The 21,975-nt window shown below is 70.5% G+C and carries 22 protein-coding genes; 14 read left to right on the plus strand and 8 right to left on the minus strand.

Annotated features, from left to right (window positions below; translation table 11 throughout):
• Nucleotides 1-138: 138 nt before the first annotated feature.
• The 3 genes from ACTWQC_RS16030 to ACTWQC_RS16040 all read left to right on the plus strand — a co-directional run bounded on the left by ACTWQC_RS16030 (nt 139) and on the right by ACTWQC_RS16040 (nt 3,090).
• On the plus strand, nt 139-714 hold the full coding sequence (locus ACTWQC_RS16030) for a SigE family RNA polymerase sigma factor (protein ID WP_443316349.1): 576 nt from the start codon (nt 139-141) through the stop codon (nt 712-714).
• Entirely contained in the window at nt 711-1,922 is a 1,212-nt protein-coding gene (locus ACTWQC_RS16035; RefSeq protein ID WP_443316350.1) for a hypothetical protein, read from the plus strand. The genes ACTWQC_RS16030 and ACTWQC_RS16035 overlap by 4 nt, the downstream gene beginning before the upstream one ends.
• Nucleotides 1,923-2,229: 307 nt before the next feature.
• The gene (locus tag ACTWQC_RS16040; RefSeq protein WP_443316351.1) at nt 2,230-3,090 is read left to right on the plus strand and encodes an SURF1 family protein; all 861 of its coding nucleotides are present in this window, start codon (nt 2,230-2,232) and stop codon (nt 3,088-3,090) included.
• Between the two features lie 578 nt (nt 3,091-3,668).
• On the opposite strand, the gene ACTWQC_RS16045 is transcribed toward ACTWQC_RS16040, so the two are convergent.
• Complete coding sequence (locus ACTWQC_RS16045) at nt 3,669-5,489, minus strand: prolyl oligopeptidase family serine peptidase (RefSeq protein ID WP_443316352.1); 1,821 nt, start codon at nt 5,487-5,489, stop codon at nt 3,669-3,671.
• 209 nt (nt 5,490-5,698) lie between these two features.
• On the opposite strand from ACTWQC_RS16045, the gene ACTWQC_RS16050 reads away from it, so the two are divergent.
• The 3 genes from ACTWQC_RS16050 to ACTWQC_RS16060 all read left to right on the plus strand — a co-directional run bounded on the left by ACTWQC_RS16050 (nt 5,699) and on the right by ACTWQC_RS16060 (nt 8,034).
• On the plus strand, nt 5,699-6,481 hold the full coding sequence (locus ACTWQC_RS16050; protein WP_443316409.1) for a class I SAM-dependent methyltransferase: 783 nt from the start codon (nt 5,699-5,701) through the stop codon (nt 6,479-6,481).
• Nucleotides 6,482-6,635: 154 nt separating this feature from the next.
• Nucleotides 6,636-6,866, plus strand: coding sequence for a hypothetical protein (locus ACTWQC_RS16055; protein ID WP_443316353.1), 231 nt, complete (start codon nt 6,636-6,638; stop codon nt 6,864-6,866).
• Nucleotides 6,867-7,086: 220 nt separating this feature from the next.
• Entirely contained in the window at nt 7,087-8,034 is a 948-nt protein-coding gene (locus ACTWQC_RS16060) for a class I SAM-dependent methyltransferase (protein WP_443316354.1), read from the plus strand.
• Between the two features lie 81 nt (nt 8,035-8,115).
• On the opposite strand, the gene ACTWQC_RS16065 is transcribed toward ACTWQC_RS16060, so the two are convergent.
• Complete coding sequence (locus tag ACTWQC_RS16065) at nt 8,116-9,348, minus strand: amidase (protein WP_443316355.1); 1,233 nt, start codon at nt 9,346-9,348, stop codon at nt 8,116-8,118.
• 595 nt (nt 9,349-9,943) lie between these two features.
• On the opposite strand from ACTWQC_RS16065, the gene ACTWQC_RS16070 reads away from it, so the two are divergent.
• The 3 genes from ACTWQC_RS16070 to ACTWQC_RS16080 all read left to right on the plus strand — a co-directional run bounded on the left by ACTWQC_RS16070 (nt 9,944) and on the right by ACTWQC_RS16080 (nt 12,454).
• Nucleotides 9,944-10,735 (plus strand): SDR family NAD(P)-dependent oxidoreductase, encoded by a 792-nt coding sequence (locus ACTWQC_RS16070; protein WP_443316356.1) that lies wholly within the window; start codon nt 9,944-9,946, stop codon nt 10,733-10,735.
• Nucleotides 10,736-10,844: 109 nt separating this feature from the next.
• Entirely contained in the window at nt 10,845-11,261 is a 417-nt protein-coding gene (locus tag ACTWQC_RS16075) for a GNAT family N-acetyltransferase (RefSeq protein ID WP_443316357.1), read from the plus strand.
• Nucleotides 11,262-11,467: 206 nt separating this feature from the next.
• Entirely contained in the window at nt 11,468-12,454 is a 987-nt protein-coding gene (locus tag ACTWQC_RS16080; RefSeq protein WP_443316358.1) for an alpha/beta fold hydrolase, read from the plus strand.
• Nucleotides 12,455-12,487: 33 nt separating this feature from the next.
• On the opposite strand, the gene ACTWQC_RS16085 is transcribed toward ACTWQC_RS16080, so the two are convergent.
• The gene (locus tag ACTWQC_RS16085; RefSeq protein WP_443316359.1) at nt 12,488-13,408 is read right to left on the minus strand and encodes a LysR family transcriptional regulator; all 921 of its coding nucleotides are present in this window, start codon (nt 13,406-13,408) and stop codon (nt 12,488-12,490) included.
• 162 nt (nt 13,409-13,570) lie between these two features.
• Here ACTWQC_RS16085 and ACTWQC_RS16090 point away from each other — a divergent pair, with 162 nt between their 5' ends.
• Nucleotides 13,571-14,464, plus strand: a complete 894-nt coding sequence (locus ACTWQC_RS16090; protein ID WP_443316360.1) for an MBL fold metallo-hydrolase — start codon at nt 13,571-13,573, stop codon at nt 14,462-14,464.
• 117 nt (nt 14,465-14,581) lie between these two features.
• Here ACTWQC_RS16090 and ACTWQC_RS16095 read toward each other — a convergent pair whose 3' ends face one another.
• Both ACTWQC_RS16095 and asnB read right to left on the minus strand, forming a co-directional pair.
• Entirely contained in the window at nt 14,582-14,785 is a 204-nt protein-coding gene (locus tag ACTWQC_RS16095) for an FAD-dependent oxidoreductase (RefSeq protein WP_443316361.1), read from the minus strand.
• Between the two features lie 93 nt (nt 14,786-14,878).
• Entirely contained in the window at nt 14,879-16,423 is a 1,545-nt protein-coding gene (gene asnB, locus ACTWQC_RS16100) for an asparagine synthase (glutamine-hydrolyzing) (protein WP_443316362.1), read from the minus strand.
• A gap of 79 nt (nt 16,424-16,502) precedes the next feature.
• On the opposite strand from asnB, the gene ACTWQC_RS16105 reads away from it, so the two are divergent.
• Complete coding sequence (locus ACTWQC_RS16105) at nt 16,503-17,264, plus strand: IclR family transcriptional regulator (protein ID WP_443316363.1); 762 nt, start codon at nt 16,503-16,505, stop codon at nt 17,262-17,264.
• A 76-nt stretch (nt 17,265-17,340) separates the two neighbouring features.
• Nucleotides 17,341-18,663, plus strand: coding sequence for a hypothetical protein (locus ACTWQC_RS16110; protein ID WP_443316364.1), 1,323 nt, complete (start codon nt 17,341-17,343; stop codon nt 18,661-18,663).
• Between the two features lie 145 nt (nt 18,664-18,808).
• Here ACTWQC_RS16110 and ACTWQC_RS16115 read toward each other — a convergent pair whose 3' ends face one another.
• Together ACTWQC_RS16115 and ACTWQC_RS16120 are read right to left on the minus strand one after the other, a co-directional pair.
• The gene (locus ACTWQC_RS16115; protein WP_443316365.1) at nt 18,809-19,378 is read right to left on the minus strand and encodes a hypothetical protein; all 570 of its coding nucleotides are present in this window, start codon (nt 19,376-19,378) and stop codon (nt 18,809-18,811) included.
• Nucleotides 19,379-19,584: 206 nt separating this feature from the next.
• On the minus strand, nt 19,585-20,250 hold the full coding sequence (locus ACTWQC_RS16120) for a TetR/AcrR family transcriptional regulator (RefSeq protein WP_443316366.1): 666 nt from the start codon (nt 20,248-20,250) through the stop codon (nt 19,585-19,587).
• Nucleotides 20,251-20,384: 134 nt separating this feature from the next.
• On the opposite strand from ACTWQC_RS16120, the gene ACTWQC_RS16125 reads away from it, so the two are divergent.
• Together ACTWQC_RS16125 and ACTWQC_RS16130 are read left to right on the plus strand one after the other, a co-directional pair.
• Nucleotides 20,385-20,849: an ester cyclase gene (locus ACTWQC_RS16125; RefSeq protein WP_443316367.1), complete on the plus strand. Its 465-nt coding sequence runs from the start codon at nt 20,385-20,387 to the stop codon at nt 20,847-20,849.
• Nucleotides 20,850-20,913: 64 nt separating this feature from the next.
• The gene (locus ACTWQC_RS16130; protein ID WP_443316368.1) at nt 20,914-21,408 is read left to right on the plus strand and encodes a DUF3237 domain-containing protein; all 495 of its coding nucleotides are present in this window, start codon (nt 20,914-20,916) and stop codon (nt 21,406-21,408) included.
• Nucleotides 21,409-21,506: 98 nt separating this feature from the next.
• Here the strand turns inward: ACTWQC_RS16130 and ACTWQC_RS16135 are convergent, their stop codons facing one another.
• Nucleotides 21,507-21,962, minus strand: a complete 456-nt coding sequence (locus ACTWQC_RS16135; protein WP_443316369.1) for a DoxX family membrane protein — start codon at nt 21,960-21,962, stop codon at nt 21,507-21,509.
• Nucleotides 21,963-21,975 lie beyond the last annotated feature (13 nt).

Here is a 21,975-nt window from a genome sequence, read left to right on the forward strand (position 1 = left end):
AAAAGCGGTGGCTCGCGCGTACAACCCTGACGGGGGGAAGTGTGTCCAACAGGCGTGGCAGAGGTTTTCGGCATTGCAGCGACTCATGGGGGCGGCGCGGCGGTTCTGCGTCCGATCCGTCCCCGCGCGACCGGTGGCATGCCGGTGATCGCGCCCATGCCCGCCGTGCCCCCCACCCGTATTCCGTCGCAGCGCGAGGGCTCTGACGACGCGATGACCGCGGGCACCACAGTCGACCACCTCACCGAGACCTACCGCGCCCACTACCGGTCGCTGCTCGGTCTCGCGGCCCTCCTCCTCGACGACACGGCCTCCTGCGAGGACGTCGTCCAAGAGGCGTTCATCCGCGTGCACTCCGCGCGCAAGAGGGTCCGCGAGCCCGAGAAGACCCTCGCCTATCTGCGGCAGACCGTCGTCAACCTCTCCCGCTCCGCGCTGCGCCGCCGCATCCTCGGGCTGAAGCTGCTCTCCAAGCCGATGCCCGACATGGCGAGCGCCGAGGAGGGGGCGTACGAACAGCTGGAGCGCGACGAATTGATCAAGGCAATGCGCGGTCTGCAGCGCAGGCAGCGCGAGGTCCTCGTGCTGCGCTACTTCGCCGACATGACCGAGGCGCAGGTCGCCGAGACGCTCGGCATATCGCTCGGCTCGGTCAAGGCGTACGGTTCGCGGGGGATCGCGGCGCTTCGCGTCGCCATGGAGGCCCCGGCATGAGCGAGAAGCACAACGGACCTGACGGCCCTGAGGGGCTGGACGGTCTGCTGCACGAACTGCGGGAGCTGAACGACCTGCGGGAACTGGGCGACCTGCAAGGTCAGTCCGGTCCGGCCGGTGAGTCCGGTCGTCAGTCCGGCTCGTCTGGTTCGGGTGGATCGTCTGGTTCGGACGAACGGCCGGACGAGGACTTGTACATGAACGGACCGGACGACGGATCGCGGGTGGACGAGGACGCGCTGCGGCGGCTGCTGCACACCGCCGTCGACGAACTCGAGCCCTCGCCCGCCGCCCTCGACCACCTGCGGCGCGCCATCCCGGCCCGGCGCGCCCGCAAAAGGCAAGCGCTGGTCGGCGCTGCGGCCGCCGTGCTGCTCGTCGGCACGGCCGTGCCCGCGCTGGTCCATGTCGCGCAGACCGGCGGCGTCACCGAGGACCGCCCTGCAAACGCCGGGCACGGCGAGCGGGCCCACGGAGGTGTCGCGGGCGGTGCCATGACCGACGAGGAGGACGGCGCGAAGGACCGGGAGCCGTCCGGGAAGGCCACCAAGGGCGGCGAGAAGGACGGCAAGAGCGGCAAGGAGGGCGGCACGTCCAAGCAGCCGGGCCGCAGCACGGCCGGGAGCGGGGCCGACCCGTCCGAGACCATGGCCGCCACCTCGCCCGTCTGCGCCCGCAGCCAGCTGACCAGCGGCGTCGCCTCACCCGGCACGATGGACGGCGCGAGCACGTTCTACGGCTCGTTCCGCGTCTCCAACACCTCGGGCGCGACGTGCGCGGTCGATGGCGGCGGGCTCGTCCTCGCGGCGGCGCAGGGGAGTGCCGACGGCAGCCGGATCAGCGTGGTCGACCACACGGCGGGAGACGCGGCCACCGGACTGCCCGACCCGGCCACCGCGCCGGAGCAGGTGATCCTGCAGCCGGGAGTGGCCTACGAGATCAAGTTCGCCTGGATACCGGCTGAGGAGGGCTCGGGCGGCTGCCCGAACCCTGGGGCTTCGCCGGACCCGGGCAGTTCGGGCAGCGCGGGCGAGCCGGGTGCGGAGCCCGCGGCGGAGACGGCCGACGACGACCCGGGTACCCAGCCCTCGGGCAGCGTCGAGCTCAGCCACACACCGCAGGCGGGCGACCCGGCTGCCGCGAGCGCCACGATCAACAACGCCTGTGCCGGCACGATCTACCGCACGGGAGCCCTGGAGGCGTCCTGAGCGGGGTGTGCCGAGCAGGGTTTCCTGAGTTCCTGAGCGCGGTTTCCTGATCGGGGTGTGCCGAGCGGCGGTGTCCTGAGCGCGGTGCGGCGCCCCGTGCGGCGGACCGACTCCGTGAGACCTCGGGAGGGGAGGAGCGCGGGGCGGGTCGGCCATCAAGGCCCGCCCCGCAGGCCGGGACTCCCCTCCATCCGTCCACCATCCGTGGCGGCGCGCCGTGTGCGCCCGCGGTACGCGGTGTGTCCCGGCCGCCCATGCGCCCACCCCCGGCGGGGGCCGCCCGGCCGGGGGCCCGTACCGTGGTGGTGTGTACCGGTTCCTGCTGACGCCCCGCTGGTGGGGGATCAATCTCTTCGTCGTGCTGGGCGTGCCCTTCTGCCTGTTCATGGGCAGCTGGCAGCTCGGGCGCTTCGAGGCGCGGGTGGACTCGCACCAGGAACAGCAGCGGGACGAGAGCGCCCACGCCACGGCGGCCGCCGAGCCGCTGGACGGCCTTCTGCCGGTCACCAAGGAGACATCGGGTCGGCTCGCCACCGCGACCGGTCACTACGACGACGAGCAACTTCTCGTCCCGGACCGCGAGTTGGACGACACGCGCGGCTTCTACGTCCTCACTCTGCTCCACACGGAGGGCGGCAAGGTGCTGCCCGTCGTACGCGGCTGGCTGCCCGGGGACGCCGATGTCGCGGCGGACCGCGCCCGCGTGCCCGCTCCGCCGCGCGGCGAGGTCACCGTGACCGGTTCCCTCCAGGCATCGGAGAACCAGGGCACCGACGGGGCCCACGCGGGTGGCGGCCTCCCCCAGGGCCAGGTCGGTCTGATCAGCGCCGCCTCCCTGGTCAACCTCGTGCCGTACCCCGTGCACGACGCCTGGGTCACCCTCCCCGAAGGCGAGACACCGGGTGCGCTGCGCGCGGTGCCCCCGGTCGCCGCCCAGGGCAGCGGCCTCGACCTCAAGGCCTTCCAGAACCTCGGCTACACCGGCGAGTGGTTCGTCTTCGCGGGCTTCGTCGTCTTCATGTGGTTCCGCCTCGTCCGCCGCGAGGCGGAGGCCCAGCGCGATCTCGCCCTGGGCCTGCCGGCCGATGGCGAGGCCATGCCCCCGGATGATCCGGCGTCGCCCCACTCCCCGGCGAAGCGCCCATCGGAGAGCAACCAACTCGCCTGAAGACAGGCCCCCGCAAACGCCCCAGGCCCGCAGGGGCCACACAGCGACCCGGCGGCAGGCCGCCCCCGCGGCGGCAGACCCGGGCCGGTTCACGACGCAGGCCCGGAGCACCACACGACGCGGGCGCTGCGGCTCACGACGCGGGCCCGGCGGTTCACGACGCCTGCGCGGTTTCACGACGCAGGCCCGGTCCGGTTCGCGGCGCGGGGCTGGGCCGGTTCGCGGCGCGGGGCTGGGCCGGTTCGCGATGCAGGTCGGGGGTGGCTCACGACGCGGGCCCGGTGGCTCACGACGCCGGGGCCGGTTCACGTCGCGGGTCCGGGCCGGTTCGCGTCCTGGGCCAGGCCGGTTCGCGACGCAGCCCGGGCCGGTTCACGTCCCAGGCCCGAGCCGGGTTCGCGATGCAGGTCGATGGCTCACGACGCCCGGTGGTTCACGTTGCGTGCCGGGGCCGCTCACGTCGCAGGCACGGGCCTGGGCCGGTTCGCGGCGCGGGCCCCGAGCGGCGCAGACGCGCGCGGCCGCCGCGCAGGGACGCGGCATCGGCCGCGCCCGGCGCGGGGCCGACGCCGCTCCCCCTACCGCGCCGGAGGCGAGAGGTGGCGCTCGGCGAAGTCGATCTCCAGTCGCAGCTGCTTGATGCGCTCCTCCACCACCAGCGACCCGTGCCCCGCGTCGTACCGGTACACCTCGTGCGGCACTCCCCTCTCCTCCAGCCTCCGGACGTAGTTCTCCACCTGGCGTATCGGGCAGCGCGGGTCGTTCACGCCCGCGGATATGTAGACCGGGGCCCGCACCTTGTCCACGTACGTCAGCGGTGACGACGCTTCGAACCGCTCCGGCACCTCCTCCGGCGTGCCGCCCAGCAGCGTGCGGTCCATCGCCTTCAGCGCTTCCATCTCGTCCTGGTACGCGGTGACGTAGTCCGCGACAGGTACGGCTGCCAGGCCCAGCGCCCAGGCGTCCGGCTGCGTGCCGAGCCCGAGCAGCGTCAGATAACCGCCCCACGAACCGCCCGCCAGCACCAGCCGCGCCGGGTCCGCGAGCCCCGACCCGACCGCCCACGCGCGCACCGCCGCGATGTCCTCGAGCTCGATGAGCCCGACCCGGTGCTTCAGCGCATCCGTCCATTCCCGGCCGTACCCGGTCGAGCCGCGGTAGTTGACCCGTATGACCGCGAAGCCGTGGTCCACCCAGGCCGCGGGCCCGGCGGCGAAGGCGTCGCTGTCGTGCCAGGTCGGTCCTCCGTGGATGTCGAACACCGTGGGGAAGGGCCCTTCGCCCTCCGGCTTCTGCACGAGCGCGTGCACCCGGCCGCCCGGTCCCTCCACCCACGCGTCCGTGACCGGCACGGACCCAGGGGCCTTGAAGCCGGGAGGGTCCAGGACCGTCCGTCCCGTCGTCGACCGGACGGCCGGAGGAAGTGCCGCCGAGGACCACAGGTACTCGACCGACCTGTCGGGGCGCGCCGCCGCGCCAGACACCGTCCCCGCCGGGGTCTCCAGCCGTATCAGCTCGGCGGTGGCGAGCTCGTACCGCCACAGCTCGCTGCGCGCCTGGTGGCTGTGCTCGATCAGCAGCGCCGAGCCGTCCGGATACCAGTCCGCGCCGACATCGCCCGGCAGGTCGATGGCCAGGGCGGTCTCCTCGCCCGTCACCGGGTCCCAGAGCATCGGCTCCCAGCGGCCGCCGCGCTGGTGCCCGACCAGCATCCGCGAGTCCCCGTCGACGGGCGCGAAGCCGAGGCAGGACAGCCCCAGCTCCTCGATGCCGCCCTTGGTGTCGTCCAGCTCGGCGACCGCCGTTCCGTCGAGCCGGACGACCCGCAGCGCCGAGTGCATGGCGTCGCCGTGCTCGGTGTGCTCGATCGCGATCAGCGCGGAGTCGTACGAGAGATCGCCCACCCCGGCCGACTGCCGGTGCCGGTAGATCTCCACCGGCCCGCCACCACCAGGCCGTATGACGTGGATCGTCGAACCTTCCTCGTCCGTGGACCTGCCGACGACTGCCGTGCCGTCCCGGCCGAGCGCGAGACCCGCCGGGTACGAGGGCTCGAGCCCGGGAGTTGCGGGCTCGTCCTGCCCGCCCTCGAAGGGCTGCCTCAGCCACACCCCGAACTCGTCACCGTCCGTGTCGCTGAACCACCAGATCCACGCGCCGTCCGGAGACAGCACGCCGTCCGTCGTGCCGTTCGGCCGGTCCGTCGCCTGTCGCTGCGCGCCCGTGGCGCGGTCCCACGCGTACAGCTCGTAGGTCCCCGTCGCATTCGACACGAACAGCGAGCGGTCGGGTGCGTCCTCCGCCCAGTCCGGCAGCCCCACCCGCGGTGCCCTGAAGCGCTTCTCCCAGTCCGGCATGGATCGCGTGGACCCCGCGGGCCCCGTGGTCTCGTCAGTCATGGATCCATTCTGCGGGGCCCGGCCGACAACGCGGTGGCGAGGCCCCCAGCCTGTGGATAACCTCCCGTCCCATGCACAGACCCGACGGCCCCGGCGCCGCCGACCACCCGGACACCCCAGACGGCCTCGACGCCTCCAACGCCTCCGGCGCCGCTGGCACCCCCGGCAGCGCCGACACCCTCGACGACTGGCGCGAGGCGAACCGCGCGATGTGGGACGAGCGGGTTCCCATACACGCGGCTAGCGACTTCTCCGACCTGGACGGCTTCCGCAAGGGCAGGGACACGATCCGCGACTTCGAGGCGGCCGAGGTCGGTGACGTCACCGGCAAGTCCCTCCTCCACCTCCAGTGCCACATCGGCCTGGACACCCTCTCCTGGGCGCGCCGGGGCGCCGGCCCGGTCGTCGGCCTCGACTTCTCCGAGTCGGCCGTCGACACCGCCCGCGAGCTCGCCGCCGACCTCGGTCTGTCACCGGACCGCGCCGCCTTCGTCGCCGCCGATGTCTACGACGCGGCCGAGGCCGCCCCCGACCCCTCGTACGACATCGTCTACACGGGCGTGGGAGCGCTGTGCCGGCTGCCCGACATCCCCCGCTGGGCCGAGGTCGCCGCCTCCCTCGTCGCCCCCGGCGGCTTCCTCTACCTCGCCGAGTTCCATCCGCTCACGGACGCCCTCGACGACGAGACCGGCTCACGCATCGCCTACGACTATTTCAGCCGTGACCCGTGGGTCGACGAGACCCCCGGCACGTACACCGACTTCAGCGCGCCGACCGTGAACAACCGCAGCGTCGAGTGGCAGCATCCGGTCGGCGAGGTCGTCTCGGCTCTCGCCGCGGCCGGGCTGCGCATCGAGTTCCTGCACGAGCACGACGTGACACTGTTCCAGCGCTTTCCCGCCATGCGGCGCGGTGAGGACGGCCTCTTCCGTCTCCCGCAGGACGGCCCGCGCATCCCCCTGATGTACTCCCTGCGCGCGACCCGCGCCTGAGGGGCCTGCGACCCGCGCCTGAGGGGCTTGCGGCCCGCCCTGCCAGGCGCTGCGCGGCAGCGGCTGACTCCATACGGTCACCTTCGCACGCGCCGAGGACCTCTCCAGGTGAGAACCTGAAACCAGGGGACTCGTCCGCCGGGGAGTGAGCCCGATGGGAACCAGCATGCACGTGGTCTGGAGCAAGAAGGAGCCCGGACAGGTCGTCTACGAGACGTACAAGATCGTGGCGACGGAGAAGGAGGACGGCCCTGAGCCAACGGTCAGGAGCCGCAGACACGAGGTGCCCGTGCGCAGCCGGGCGCATGCGGCCGAGATCGCGGCGGAGAAGGGCTACGAGCTGTTCGGAGAGGGTGAGGCGTGGGAGAGTCTGCCCGAGAAATAGCCCTCACAGCTCCCTGACAGCCCCTTCACAGTCACCCGATGGGCGACGCACAGCCGCCTGGCAACGCCTTGACAGAGCCTGCACGGTCCCCGCACAGAGTGCTTGGCCGAAAACGGGCACACAAAAGACACACGAGGTACGGCTGGCTGACGCTTTTCGACACCTAGGGTGGCGGCCGTTTACGCCCGAAGCCCCGCCCCGCCACCCGAGGACAGCACCCATGACGGCAACCCTCGCCAGTGCAGAGCAACAGCGCCCCCGCCAGTTCAACGACGTCAAGGGGTGGTTCCCCAGCCTCGACCAAGTGCTCTTCGCCTCGCTCCTTTCGCGCCAGGAGCACAGGGGCGAGCGCGGCGACCTCCTGGAGATGGGCGTCTATCTGGGCAAGAGCGCCATCTTCACCGGGAGCTTCGTACGCGAGGGCGAGCGCTTCACGGTCTGTGACCTCTTCGACGGCCCCGCGCCCGACGAGAACAACGCGGCCGAGTCCAGGAAGTCGTACTCCACCCTCACGCGCGTGGCCTTCGAGCAGAACTACCTGGCCTTCCACGACGAGCTGCCCGAGGTCATCCAGGGCCCCACCTCGGTGCTGACCGAGCGGATCGACGAGGACAGCTGCCGCTTCGTGCACATCGACGCCTCGCACCTGTACGAGCACGTGGCCGGGGACGTCGCCGTGGCCCGGCAGGCGCTCGTGCCGGGGGGCCTGGTCGTGATGGACGACTTCCGCTCCGAGCACACCCCGGGCGTGGCCGCCGCCACCTGGGAGGCCGTCTTCAACCGCGGACTGCGGCCCATCTGCCTCAGCACGCAGAAGCTGTACGGCACGTGGGACGACCCCGAGCCGGTGCAGGACGAGCTGCTCGCGGAGGCGCGCAGCCGCGGCGACATCAGCATCAGCATCCAGGAGATCGCCGGACAGCGGATCCTGCGCTTCTCGGGCCGCCCCAAGGCTCCGGCCGTCCCGCGGTCCCGGTTCGCCGACGATCCCGCGCCCGCGTCCACGCGCGCGTCCGACGGTGCCGCGGCGCCGACGGGCACCGCATCCGCTCCTGCGGCGGCCTCCTCGGGAACGCCGGCGCGCCGCCGCTCCCTCGCCCGCCGCGTGGCCGCCGACGTTCTGCCTCCGGTCGTCACGCGCGCCATACGGCGTAGCCGAAGGGGCTGAGGAGCCGGGGTCCTGCCCTTGGTGTCCGTTCGGTCGAAACCCCTGTCAGCCCTGTCAGCCCTGTCGTCCCTGTCAGCCCTGTCAGAGCTCCCCGGCAGGGGCGGGCGTGAGTGCGAGCTCGAGCAGGGCGCGGTCGCTGCCGCGCCCTGCTACCGCACACAGGCCCACGGGCAGCCCGTCGACCCACATCAGCGGCAGGGCAATGGACGGCAGACCCGCGAGGGAGGCCAGGCAGGTCAGCCGTACGGTCGCCGCGCGGGTGGCTGCCTTACGCGCGCTGTCGGCCTCGGGCAGTGGGGCGGGCCCACTCGCGGCGGGCAGGAGCAGCGCGGTGCCGGGCGGTACGGCGTCGCGCACGACGCGGGCCGCGTCGCGCAGGACTTCCTCGGCTGCGGCCCGGGCCTGCGGGGTGATCCCGGCGGCCCGCTCGAAGCGCTGCGCCACCCCGGGGCCGAGCGCGCCCGGGTGGCTGCTGACCCAGGCCCCGTCGCACTCCCAGGCCTGCGCGCCCTGAACCGTGGTGAACGCCGCGGCCCAGTTCCGCCGCTCGCCGGCCGGCGGACCACCCACCGGGTCGTTCAGCGAGGGCGTCTCCTCGAGCCGCAGCCCCGCGCGGTCGGCGAGCGCAGCGACCGCCGGGCGGAAGGCGTCGCATACGGCCTCGTCGGCGGGCCCGACCAGGTCCGTCGCCACGCGCGCGTGGCGGAGCGGGCGAAGGTCCGGCGGAGCGGGCGGCAGGAGTACGTCGCCGAGCCGGGCGAGCGTCACGGCGTCCCGCGCCAGCCACCCGACGGTGTCGAAGCGCGGGGCCAGCGGCAGCATGCCGGTGACGGGCACCGCCCCGTGGGTCGGCCGCATCCCGTACAGGCCGCAGTAGGAGGCGGGCACGCGGATGGATCCGGCGGTGTCGCTGCCGAGACCGGCGTCCGCCTGCCCGAGCGCGACCGCGCTCGCGGGGCCGCTGGAGGAGCCGCCGGGCACCCGGCCCGGGGCCGCGGGGTTGGGAGGCGTGCCGTAGTGCGCGTTCGTGCCGCCGAGGCTGTACGCGAACTCGTCGGCCTGCGCGATACCGGCGATGTCGGCGCCCGCCTCGAGCAGGGTCCGTACGGCCCAGGCGTGCTCGGTCGCCGGGGACGCCTCGGCCAGCCACGCGGGATTTCCCGCGCCCACCCGGTGACCGGCCACGGCGTACAAATCCTTGACCGCCACGCGTACGCCACGCAGCGGCCCGCCCGGTGCCCCGCCCACGAGGGGCCGGCCTCGCACTCGCCAGACCGCGTCCTGATCACCGGGATTCATCGGCTCACCCACCATGGCTCGCTCCCTCCGCCCGAGCGCCTGCTCATCACAGATTCCGGCCGGGGCCGAGGCGGGCCCCGGCCGCTGTGAGGATCTCGCCGAAAGGGGGCTGTGCAGGCATTGACTCTCGGCAAATCGGGAGGAAAATGGCAATACACCAGAAAACCGGAGCGAGCCGCACCGTCGGCGGAGACGTCCGTTGGCGCGCGAGTGACCCACTTCTCGGCTCTGGCTAGGCCCCCGGCAGATCCACTCGATCTCATAGCCCTCAGCGACGGCTGGGACCCATGAAATCGAGAAGGACTACCGGGGACTGCATGTCCGCACGCAGACGAGATGCAGGATGAGATCCGGAAGCCCGACGGCAGCACGGCGCCGCCGGGCTCTTGCATGCCCGCCCGGGCATGGCGCCCGTGATCGCCTACCACGCGAACGAGGCCCGTGGTGCCCGGCTGCGTCCGTCGTCCCGGGGGTCACAACCGCCCGCCTCCGCGTGCATCCGTACGCCCTCCGAACGGACGACGCCGCGAGCGCCCCTGATCAGTCAGGCAGGGAAAACACTCATATGAACCCAGGAGTGCACCATGGACATGCTCAAAGGGAGTTCACCATGGACATGCTCGAGGGCAAGATCGCCGTCATCACCGGAGGTGCCTCCGGCATCGGGGCGGCAACCGCTCGGCGCGTGGCCGCCGAGGGAGCACGGACCGTGGTAGCCGACCTCAACCTCCGAGGCGCTGAGGACGTCGCCCGGCTCATCGGGGAAGCCGGAGGGGAGGCGACGGCGCTCTATGCCGACTTAGGCGACATCGCTTCCGTACGCGCGATGGTGCAGACGACCGTGGACAGCTACGGAGGTCTGGACATCCTGCACAACAACGCCGCGGCCACCCGCCTCGCGGCCCGCAGTGACCTGCCCATCCTCAACGCCGATCCCCACGTGTGGGACCAGACCATGCGGATCAACCTCCGCGGAACCATGGTCGCCACTCAGGCCGCCATCCCGCACATGATCGCGCGCGGGGGCGGCTCCATCATCAACACCTCATCCGTCTCCGGCCTGGCCGGCGACCTGGGCAACCCCGCCTACGGCGCCTCCAAAGCCGCCGTCATCAGCCTGACCCAGTCGACCGCGACCCAGTACGGCAAGCAGGGCGTACGCTGCAACGCCATCACGCCCGGCTATGTCTCAACCCCGGCCGTCGACACGGCGGTTCGGGGCGCCGTACGGGAGGTCATGCTCCGCCACAGCCTCACCCCCCGGCTCGGAACCCCGGAGGACATCGCGGCCGCCGTGGTCTTCCTCGCCTCCGACGAGGCGGCCAACATCACCGGCCAAGTCCTCGGCATAGACGGTGGCCTGCTGGCCCATCAGCCCTACGTCGCCGACCTGCGCACCTGACCCGCGCCGTCGCACGGCGGCCATGTCGGCACACCACCGAACCCTGGGCCGGAGGGCTCCGGTGGTGAAATGACCGGCCCTCGATGCCGGAACCTGTCAGGCTCCCCGCATGGAGATCCGTCGCATCTCTCACGTCGAGGCCGTCAAAGCCGCCGGGCACCTGTTTGACACCAGCCCCCGGCAGGAGGCGACCGAACGGTTCCTGGCGGACGAGCGCCACCACCTCCTGATCGGCTACGTGGACGACGTCCCGGCAGGGATGGTCACCGGTGTCGAGATGACGCATCCGGACAAGGGGACCGAGATGTTCCTTTATGAGCTGGGCGTAGACGAGTCGTTCCGCGGGCGCGGTCTCGGCCGGGCCTTGGTGTCGGCGCTTGCGGACCTGGCGCGCGAACGCGGCTGCTACGGCGTGTGGACGATCACGGGCGAGGACAATGCGGCGGCACTGGCGACCTACCGCCGCGCCGGGGGCGTACCGGAAGAGGAGCAGGTTGTGCTCGTCTGGACCTTCGATCAGCCGTAGATCGACGGGAACCCGTCAGGCACAGGCCCGGATTCAAATAAACGCCCCTGAGATCCCAGAACAGCGTGCCGAATCAGCAACAGGACTCGCGGTGGCCTCTACGCCCGTCGGACGATCGTTGCCTGAGTCGTCGGCCTGCGGCCAACCCAGGACCGGCCGGTGGCGGACTCGGCGCACGGCCACCGATCGACCGCCCCGGAGGTTTCATGTCGCAACCCGCCCAGATCACAGACGTCACGCATCGTCTGGTCTCCTCACCCGCCGGCCGGATCCACCTGGTGGAACAGGGCACCGGACCGCTGGTACTGCTAGTGCACGGGTTCCCGGAGTTCTGGTACTCCTGGCGCCATCAGGTGCCGGTGCTGGCCGCAGCCGGATACCGCGCCGTCGCCATGGACGTTCGCGGCTATGGGCGTTCCTCCAAGCCCGAGGGTGTGGCCGCATACCGGATGCTCGACCTGGTCGAGGACAACGTCGCCGTGGTGCATGCGCTCGATGAGGAGACAGCGGTGATCGTCGGGCACGACTGGGGCTCGACCATCGCCGCGAACTCCGCCCTCGTCAGGCCGGATGTCTTCCGCGCGGTCGGACTGCTGAGCGTTCCCTACGCGCCGCCCGGTGGGCCGCGGCCCAGCGAGATTTTCGCGCAGATGGGTGGGGACGAGGAGATCTACGTCTCCTACTTCCAGGAGCCCGGCCGGGCCGAGGCCGAGATCGAACCGGACGTCCGCGGCTGGCTCGCGGGCTTCTACGGCGCCTTCTCCGCCGACACCATGCCCGCACCCGGCGCCCCGGACCCGCACTTCGCGAGCCGCGGCGGGACGCTGCGTGACCGGTTCCCCGCCGGTCGGCTGCCCGCCTGGCTCAGCGAGGACGACCTCGAGGCATACGCGGGGGAGTTCGAGCGGACCGGCATGAGCGGAGCGCTCAACCGCTACCGGAACATGGACCGGGACTGGGAGGAACTCGCCGACTTCCACGGCGCGCCCATCGCCCAGCCGTCCCTGTTCCTCGGCGGTGCCCTGGACGCCTCTACTACCTGGCTGGCCGGGGCGATCCAGGCGTACCCCACCACCTTGCCCGGTCTGGTCACCTCGCACATCCTCGACGGCTGCGGCCACTGGATTCAGCAGGAGCGCCGCGAGGAGGTCAACGAGATCCTGACCGGCTGGCTTGCCTCCCTGCCCACCTGAGCACCGCCCGGGGAATCCCCGGTCCCGGTGCCGTCAGCGCCTTCTGTCACCGGGAGCGGAGCGTTGGTACAGCTCGCGGTGGCTGGGCGGTAGAGGGCGGTAGAGGGCTGCAGCGATGTCGACCAGCGAGCGGATCAAGGGGCTGTGGTCGGTGGTGTTCCAAGCGATGACGAGGTGGCTGGGTGGCATGTCGGCCAGCGGGACGGTAACGAGGCCTTCGGGCAGGGCGTAGCCCCGTGGTGCCATGCCGACGGTGCCGTTCCACAGGACTGATTGCAGACATTCGTGGACGGTACGCACGATCGGGCCGTCGCGGTGGGGGCCGCCGGTTGTGGTGCCGTTCCAGTAGGCACGCCAGCGGGGATCGGTGCCGTCCGGCAGCTGGAACCATGCGCGGCCGGCGAGATCATCCAGGCGCAGGATGTCGCGGTGGGCGAGTGGGTCGTCGGCGCGCAGGACGGCACCGACCGGGTCCGAGCGCAGGATGCGGGTCTGGATGCCGGTGGTGTCAAAGGGTGCTCGGGTGAGGGCCACGTCTGCCAGGCCGGCGCGTAGCCCGGCGGTCGGGTCGGCGAGATCGGCCTCGCGGATGCGGATGTGGATGCCGGGGTGGTGTTCGCGGTAGGCGGCGGCGAGCCGGGTACCGGCTTGTTCGGCGCTGTCGGCGAGTGTGCCGATGGTGAGGGTGGCGGTCCCGACTGCGGCGGCGACCCGGTCGCGTACCTGGTCGGCCTGCGCGAGCAAGGTACGTGCCTCGTCATACAGGGCTGCCCCGGCGGCGGTGAGCGTCACGCCGGTGGGTGAGCGGTGCAACAGCACGGCTGCGAGGTCGGTTTCCAGCTGTTTGATGGCTCTGCTCAGCGGCGGCTGGGTCATGTGCAGCCGTGCGGCGGCCCGGCCGAAATGCAGTTCCTCGGCGACCGCCACAAAGTATTGGAGCCTGCGCAGGTCCATCAGCGGCAACGATACCGGCGGGATATCGGAGCAACCGCATCGGTGTTGGACGGCCAGGTGCAGGCGCGATGAGGTGGGCAAGAGGGCCTTTCCCCGACGGCCTGCCGAGCAGGAATGCCGCCGGACAGCCACTCGCCCATCTTGAGTTTTCAAGGAGTCCGCATGGCTGGGTACACGATGCCCGAGCCCGTGGTGCAAGCCACCGGGATACAGGAACTCGCCCGCGATCTGGTGGTCATTCCGGACCGGTGGGTGCAGCTCGTGCCGAACATCGGCATCATCGGCGGTCAGCATTCCGTCCTGGTCGTCGAGACCGGTATGGGCCCGCGTAACGCCGAAACCGTGCTCCGATTCGCATCCGACTATGCCCAAGGGCGCAAGCTGTACCTGACCACGACCCATTTCCATCCTGAGCACGCCTTCGGTGCCCAAGTATTCGCCGGTGCGGCGACCTTCCTGATCAACCGTGACCAGGCAGAGGATCTGAAGGTGAAGGGCCCGGGCTATATCGAGATGTTCAGAGGGCTTGGCGAACCGGTCGCACGTCAGCTTGCCGGTGTTGAGCTCGCGACGCCGGATGTCGTCTACGACCAGGCGTACGAACTCGATCTGGGCGGCCGGGTGGTGGAGTTGCGGGCCACCGGCCGGGCACACAGCAAGGGCGATCAGATCGTCACGGTGCCTGACGCGGGGGTCATGTTCACCGGGGACCTGGTAGAGGCCGGGCAGTTCGCCATCTTCCCGTGGTTCCCCCCGCATGACACCGACGTGTCGGGTACGCGCTGGCTTGCCGTCATGCAGCGGCTGGTCGCCGAGAGTCCGCGGGTCGTGGTGCCCGGCCACGGTGAGGTCGGCGGCCCGCAACTGCTGGCCGACGTCCGCGACTACCTTCAGCTGCTGCGCGACGAGACCTGGGTACGCCGGAACTCGGCGATGAGTGAGGAGACGATCGCCGCAGAGGTGTCGGCACTGATGATCGAACGGCACCCGGAATGGGCCGGGCAGGACTGGATCGAAAAAGGCGTCGGCTGTCTGTGTGCCGAACACGCCGACTGAACAGGGCCATTACGCGCTGCCATGCGCCCTGTCCGGGCAGACCCATGGTCCTGGGCCTGCCCGGACAGGGTGCAGGCCCCGCAGCGCGGCTTGCCGAGCTCACCCGGCTCGTGCTCGTCAACGGAGCACCGGAGCGGTCGCGATGGCTCGGATCGCGGCCAGGACTTCGCGGGCGGCCCGCTCGCCGGAGCGCACCGCCCCCTCCATCAGCCCGTGCATCAGTGTCGCCGACTCCGTACTCGCCCAGTGGACCCGGCCCGCCGGCTCGCGCAGCGCGCTGCCGTAGTTGGTCAGCGTGCCGGTCGGGAAATGGCCGATCATCCGTCCGGGTGACCCACGCGACGAGGCCGGGCCGAGACCGGGCGCGCGCGCCCGACATGCCAGCGTGGTGGGCGTTGGCACAAGGGCCCGAACTCACGCCGTGGCGAACCGCGTCAGCACCGCCTCCGGGCGTACGTCCGGCAGCGCTCGCCGGAACGCCCGGTAGTAGGCCAGCTCCTCGGCCGTCCGCAGTTCCACCTCCGGTGCCTCCGCGCGGAGTTCGGCCTCGCTCACCGGCTCGTCCAGCCGCGGGGTCAGCACATCCTGCGCGCCGCTGCCCGTGCCGAACTGCTCCTTGCGGCGCCACAGCAGATGCTCCGGGAGCCAGCCGGTGAACGCCCGGCGCAGGTGGCCCTTCTCCATGCCGTCGGGCTCAAGTCCCTTCAGCTCGGGCGGCAGCGACATGGCGTGCGCGATGACCTGCGCGTCCAGGAACGGCACCCGCGCCTCGAGGCCGTGCGCCATCGTGACGCGGTCGCAGCGCTGGAGGTTCAGCCCGTGGAGGTCGCCGATGGTGCGCGCCAGCTCGGCGTCCAGTTCGGCGGGGTCGGCGTGCGCGCTGTGGTAGTAGTCGTACCCGGCGAACAGTTCGTCCGCGCCCTCACCGGTCAGGACGGCCTTGACGTACCGGGAGGCCAGCTCCGAGAGGAACCAGTTGGGCACCGCGCTGCGGATGAGGCTGGCGTCGAAGGACTCGACGGACGCGACCACCTTGTCCAGTACGGCCGTTGCCTGCTCCGCATCGAAGACGGCCTCGTGGTGCTCGGTCCCGAGGAACGCCGCCGCCTCGCGGGCCGCGAGCAGATCGGGCGAGTCCTCGGTGCCCACGGCGAACGTCTTGAGCCGCTTGCCGGCCTTGGCGTACTCGCGGGCGGCGATGGCGGCCACGAGGCTGGAGTCCAGCCCGCCGGAGAGGAAGACGCCGACCTCGACGTCCGCCATGAGATGCCGGCGCACGGAGTCCACGAGAACCTCGTGGGTGGCCTTCTCGGCGATCTCGGGGACCAGGTCCTGCCAGCTCTCGACGGATTCGGCAGGACGCGTGACCGGCTCGGCGAACCGGACGACGCCGGTCTCCGGCGTCCAGTAGCAGCCGGGCGGGAACGCCTCGATCGCGGGCTGGACCTCACGCGGGAAGGCGCGCAGCTCGGACGCGAACCAGACGGTGCCGTCCTGGCGCGCCCAGTAGAGGGGCTTGATGCCGATCCGGTCGCGGGCGGCGATGAAGCGGCCGTCGGGGGTCGCGGCGCACAGCGCCCACATGCCGTGGAGGCGGTCCAGAGCGGACGGGCCGTGCAGCTTCAGCAGGGCCAGGGCCGACTCGCTGTCGGACGAGGTGGTGAAGGACGCCTCTCCGAGTTCGGCGCGGATGTCCGCGTGGTTGTAGATCTCGCCGTTGCAGACGAGCGCCCAGTCGCCACGGGTGTCGGGGGCGCCGAGGGGCTGGCGTCCGCCGTCGAGGTCGACGATCGACAGACGCGTATGGCCGAGCCAGGCGGAACGCCCGATGGACCAGTGGTCACTGTCGTCAGGGCCGCGGTGCCTGATGCCGTCCAGCATCAATCGGCCCGCGGCGCTTGTATGGAGGGGGTCGGAGTCCTTGGGGGACTGGTGATAAATCGCAGCGATGCCACACATGGGCATCGACCTTAAGCGGTGCAGGGCGCATACGACAACTCTTGTTGCGCTATACGCACGGCTGCGGGAAAGTGGGCCCATGAGCAACGACGGCCTCAGCAGCGTCCAGCGCGCCCTGGACGTCCTGCGCGCTCTCGGCCAGGGTCCGCTGCGCGTCCAGGAGGTGGCGAACGCGATCGGCAGGGAGAAGACGCAGGTCTCGCGCACGCTGAAGGTGCTGGCCGAGGAGGGCTTCGCCGTGCGCGACCCGCAGACGCTGGAGTACCGGCTGGGCTGGCAGTTCTTCGCCCTCGCCGCGGCGGCCGAGGACAACCCGCTGCGGCATGAGGCGCCCGGCGTGCTGCGCGCCCTCGTCCGTCAGCTCGGCGAGGCGGCGCACCTCACATCGCTGGCCGGGAACGCCGTGGTAACCGTGCTGTCGGAGCGCCCCGCCCGCACCCTCCAGGTCCACGAGCGCGTCGGCCAGACGTCCCCGCTCAACTGCACCTCCTCCGGGCGCGCCCTGCTGATGGGGCTCTCGGACGACGAGGTGACCGCCCTGCTCGCGACCGCGGGAGAAACCCTGCCCGGCAGCGAGCGCGCGCCCCGGACCGTCCCCGCCCTGCTGGAGCGTCTTCACGAGGAGCGCCGGGCCGGTTACGTGGTGTGCGCCGAGGAGCACGAGCCCGGCCTGACCGCGGTGGCGGCGCCGGTGCTGGACTTCCGCGGGACGCCCGTGGCCGCCGTCAACATCTCCGCGCCCACCGTCCGGCTGCCGCCCGAGGCGCTGCCGCCCGTGATCGACGCGGTGGTGGCGGCGGGCAAGCGGCTGTCGGGGACGCTGGGGTACGCGAATTCCTAGCTGAGGCCGATGTCAGAGCAGTCCGCGACCAGGGTGAAGGGTGCCGGGGCCGCTCCGCCGGACTTAGGGTTTTCGTGTGAAGGCCTTCGCACGGGAGGAGCGGCGGCACGATCTGGCGGGTGTCGTGTACGTGCCGACGCCGCAGGACCCCGACCGGCTGGGAGCTGCGCTCCGCGCCGAGGACGCGCTCGTCGCGCTGAAGGTGCGGTACGGCGGGTCCGATCCGGAGCGGGTGCCCTGGCTCGTTGCCGCGCGCCCTTTCCCGCTCGGTCCTGGTCTGACGCAGCGACTCGAACGGCTCGGTGCCGCCGTGTGCGCGCTCTGCGACACGGCGCGGGACCTGTACGCGGAGGGGGAGCCACATGTCCGGGCCGCCCTGGACATCGGGGTGCCCGAGGATCTGCGCGGGCGCGACCTGGGCCGTCGCATCGAGCTGTTCCGGCTCGATGTCGTCCTGAGCCAGGGCAGCCCCCGGGTGACCGAGATCGAGGAGGCGTTCGGCAACGTCGGCAAGATGCACGCCTTCGAGCGGGCGTACGGCGTGGGTGCGAGCGACCTGTTCCGGGCCTTCCACCAGCGCGGTATCGAGCGGATCTGGATGGACGACCAGTACCCCATGTACCGGCCCGAGAACGAGCTCGCCGCCAGCCGTATGCGGGAGCAGTTCGGCCGCCCGATGGAGGTGGAGTTCTTCTCCTCGTTCCGTGACGACGGGCGCAGGGGCTGGCGGTTCTGCTACGTCAAGGAGCTGCGGCAGTACGAGACGCGGCTCCGTCGGCAGATCCTCGCGGCGGCCGAGCGCCTGATCAACCCGCTCTTCCACGGCTACGGCACCAAAGCACTGCTCTCGCTCCTCTGGGACCAGGCCCTGGAGTGCCGGATCGCCCAGCGGCTTGGTGCGCAGACCTTGGTCGTGCTCCGCACGAGCGTGCCGCATGCACAGGTGCTGCCGGCCCGGCCCGACCCGGCATGGGTGGAGCAACTCAAGGCCTGTGGCCGCCAGAAGGTGCTGAAAGTGATCGATTCCGACGCCGCGGAGTTCACCTGGGGAAGCAGGGGAGTCTTCTTCGGCGATCACTCGGCGAGTCGCTGGCGCCGCGCCCTGGAGGCGGCCGCGGCCGGCCACGTCCCGGGGTGCCCCGAGGCGACGTCCGCCCGCTTCGTGATCAGCGACCTGGTGGAAAGCGATCGCTTCGACGTCGAGTTTCTCCACCCGGAGAGCAGGCAGCTGTGCCTGATGCCGAGGGCGCGGATCCGCCTGACCCCGATCTATGCCCGCGGCGAGCACGGCAGCGAACTCCTCGGCGGCCACGCCACGTTCGTCAACACCAGCCGCAAGGTCCACCTGGGCCATCACGCCATCTGCACGCCCTTCGTCCCGTCCTTCGCCCGGGCCTGACTACTCCGTGCCACAAGGCGGACGGCCCCGGCTCATGAGTGCGCCGGGGCCCCGGAGTCCACCCCTGCCGCAGCGCCTCCGCGGCGCGGGGGTCCTTCGGCGGTACGGGCGGAATGTCGCCTTCGACGGCCCGCACGTCGAGGCTTCAGGTGGCGGCGCTGTCACCTTCACGGCGAGACGGGGGGAGCAGCAGATCTCGCTCGGGGTGCTGTTCGCCGGTGACGTTGCCCTGAACGCCGAGGTCCTCCCGAGCAGCTTCATGGAAGTCGTTGATCGCCCGGAACACCGCTCGGTTCCGCACGCGCCACTCTTCCAAGGTGCCTGCCAGCTTGCCCACAGCCTGCCAATCCACTTGGAGGGCGGCTGCGTTCAGCTCGTGTGCCGCCTCAACGACGTGGTCACCAGCCAGCAGCATGATCCGCTCGAACGCCCGGCCCCGCAGACGAGCAGCCTCCGCCATCTCCGCGAGCATCTCTTTCTCGGCCATCTCGCTCTCGCGGAGCCCCTCCCTGTGCTCGTAGAGCTGGACGGCCAGGAAGATGCCCGCTCTCACCCTGTCGACGTAGCCCTCGTAGGCATCGAGCTTCCGGTCATCCCACCGCGTCAGCAGCTCGTATCGCTTGCGATTCCTCTCCATCAAGTAGTTGGTCAGATGCGAAGTTAACGAACCCAGCAGTACAGCAGCGATCGTCAGGAGCTGCTCGGTGGCTCCCAAGTCACCCCCCAGGCAAGGAACTCATACAGATATCCAGAGAATCCTAGGAGTAACCGGCCGCCTACCTCGTCCACGGGGTGCCCCCTTGGCTCATACCCGGCTGCCCCGCTGCTCGCCGAGGGCGCACGGGAGCGCTGAAACGGGGACGCAGGGCGGACGAAAGGCCTTCGTTCAGGTCAGTGCTGCCGCACACCGCCGACTGCGAGTCAGTGGCGAGGCGTGAGGAACCCGTCGACCACGCGGCGGACCTTGTTCACGGCGTCATTGTCGCCGAGGCGCACCGCGGTGTTCGCGGCGGTGAGCACGGCGTCGATCTGGAAGGCGACGAGGTCGATGTCCAGGTCGGCGATCTCCCCGGTGTCGATGGCGTGTTGCAGCTCGCCGGCGATGAGGGCGAGCCAGTCCTGATGGTGACGGGACAGCGCGTTACGGACCTTCCCGGGTCGGCTGTCGAAGTCGGGGAGGTTCGCCCCCCAGAAGCAGCCGCCGGCGAACACCGGTGTCTCGACATAGGAGATCCAGCGTTCTATCAGCGCGCGCAGTCGGGCAGCACCATGAGGCACGGCCTGTACGGGGTGGACGACCGCTTCGGTGAACTGCTCACCCGCCGACTCCACGGCGGCGAGCTGCAGGTTCTCCTTCGTTCCGAAGAGAGTCTGGATGCCGCTTTTGCTCAGCCCGAGGTCCGTGGCCAGCCGGCCGATGCTGAGCCCGTTGAGCCCCTCCAGCGACGCGACGTTGACGGCATGGCGGGCGATGGTCCGCCTGGCCCGCGCACCACGCAAGAGGCGCTGGTCGGATACCGCCGTATCCGTGCGCTCGGGCGAGCGGATGCCCGCATCCGAACCCGACTGCTGCGCTTGCTCGCTCATTGACTCCATCCTGCCACACCCTTGCCTAAACATACGATCGGTCGTACGTTAAGTTCTCACCGGATCGCTCGCGTGCTCCCCGGGAGGCTCGGACGTCCACGGTGCGGTGGAGTGCTCGGCTGGAGGAGGCGCGCATGAACGGCCATCGAATGTTCGAGCTGGCGCAAGCGCTGGCTATTGCCAAGAGCCGGCAGGACGTGCCCGCAGCCATGAAGCTTTTCCACCAGGACATGTTGCTCGTGACCCCAGCCTTCGGGTCGACGGCTCGAGGCCTGGCTCAGAATGAGAAGGCACTGACGCAGTTCTTCCTTTCGTTTCCGGACTACAACGTCGTCCTGCAAGGTCACGCCGGCAACGGCGACACCTTGATCTGCTGGGGGACGGTGCAGATGACCATGACGGGCGATCGGTTCGGCGTGGTCCCGAACGGCAGGCGCGCCGAGCTGCCGGTGTTCATTCAGTTTGCTTTCAAGGACGACCTGATTGCCGGCGAGCGGTTCTTCTTCGACCTGTCGGCGCTCTGCGCTCAATCGGGCGTCTCGACGGACGCGGTTCGGCGAAAATTGTTCGGAGATGCCGCGGGTCTGCGCAACCGATAGGCAGGCGTTCATGAAACGCGGCGCTTGCCTATGCCCCTCTCCTATCAACCGAAGGCGATGACACATGACGTCAGACTCACGGGTGAAGGCCGTCGGCGAGATCAAGACGGCGCATCTCTTCGACATGATCGTCGATTTGAATCCGCGGCTGAGCATGGGCAGTGGCCCGTTCGGTCAGCGGATTCTTTTCGGGGCTGCCGGCGGGTGGTTCGAAGGCCCGAGGCTACGCGGCGAAGTGCTACCGGGCGGTGGCGACTGGGCGCTCTTTCGTCCCGACGGAGCGATGGCGCTGGATGTCCGACTGACACTGCGCACGCACGACGCCGCCCTGGTACATATGACCTATGGCGGTCGCTGGATTACCCCACCCGACGTGCGATCCGACATGGCCGATCCCGTCATGAGATATCAGATCGACCCTGCCCGCTACTACTTCCGGACGACCCCGCTCTTCGAAACAGGGGCGGAGCAATACGCATGGCTGAACGACATTGTCTGCGTAGGGTCTGGGTACCTGGTCGAAGGCGGGATTGCCTACAAAGTCTCTCAGGTTGTCTGAACCGGCGCACATTCGCTCTGGGCTCTACTGGCTCGTGGCAGTCCACGCCGTCGTCCCGGGCTCGCCGCTCGTCTTCGGACACTGGACCAGACAGAACGCTACCCAGCCATGAAGAGGCCCAAGGCGTTGTCCAGGGACCATGTCTGCCAGCTCATTCCGAAGAACCCCACCAGCGAGATCAGCGCCATCATCGAGTTCTGACCCTGCTCCGCCACGTCGTGGATCATCAGGATGACGTAGAGAAGGTTCAGCAGAAGTCCGCCGATGAGTGCGACTGGAGTGAGGAAACCGAAGATCAGGCCGAGGCCGAGGGCCAGCTCTGCGTACGCGACCACGTAGGCCATGACCTTCGGACGCGGCTCAACGAAGCCCTTGAAGCCGCTGCGGACGAAGCTCCACCGGTGCTTGCGCGCGACGTCTGCCGCCCAGGTGATGCCGGAGCCGGTGAACCAGGTCTTCTTGTCCTTGTGTCGCCAGCTCTCCAGCCACCACAGCCCGAGGCCGATGCGCAACACCGCAAGCCACTCGGCTCCATCGAGCCAGATCGATTGCATCTCGAGAACCCTT

The organism is Streptomyces sp. 8N616 (assembly GCF_052246385.1).
Classification (GTDB): domain Bacteria; phylum Actinomycetota; class Actinomycetes; order Streptomycetales; family Streptomycetaceae; genus Streptomyces.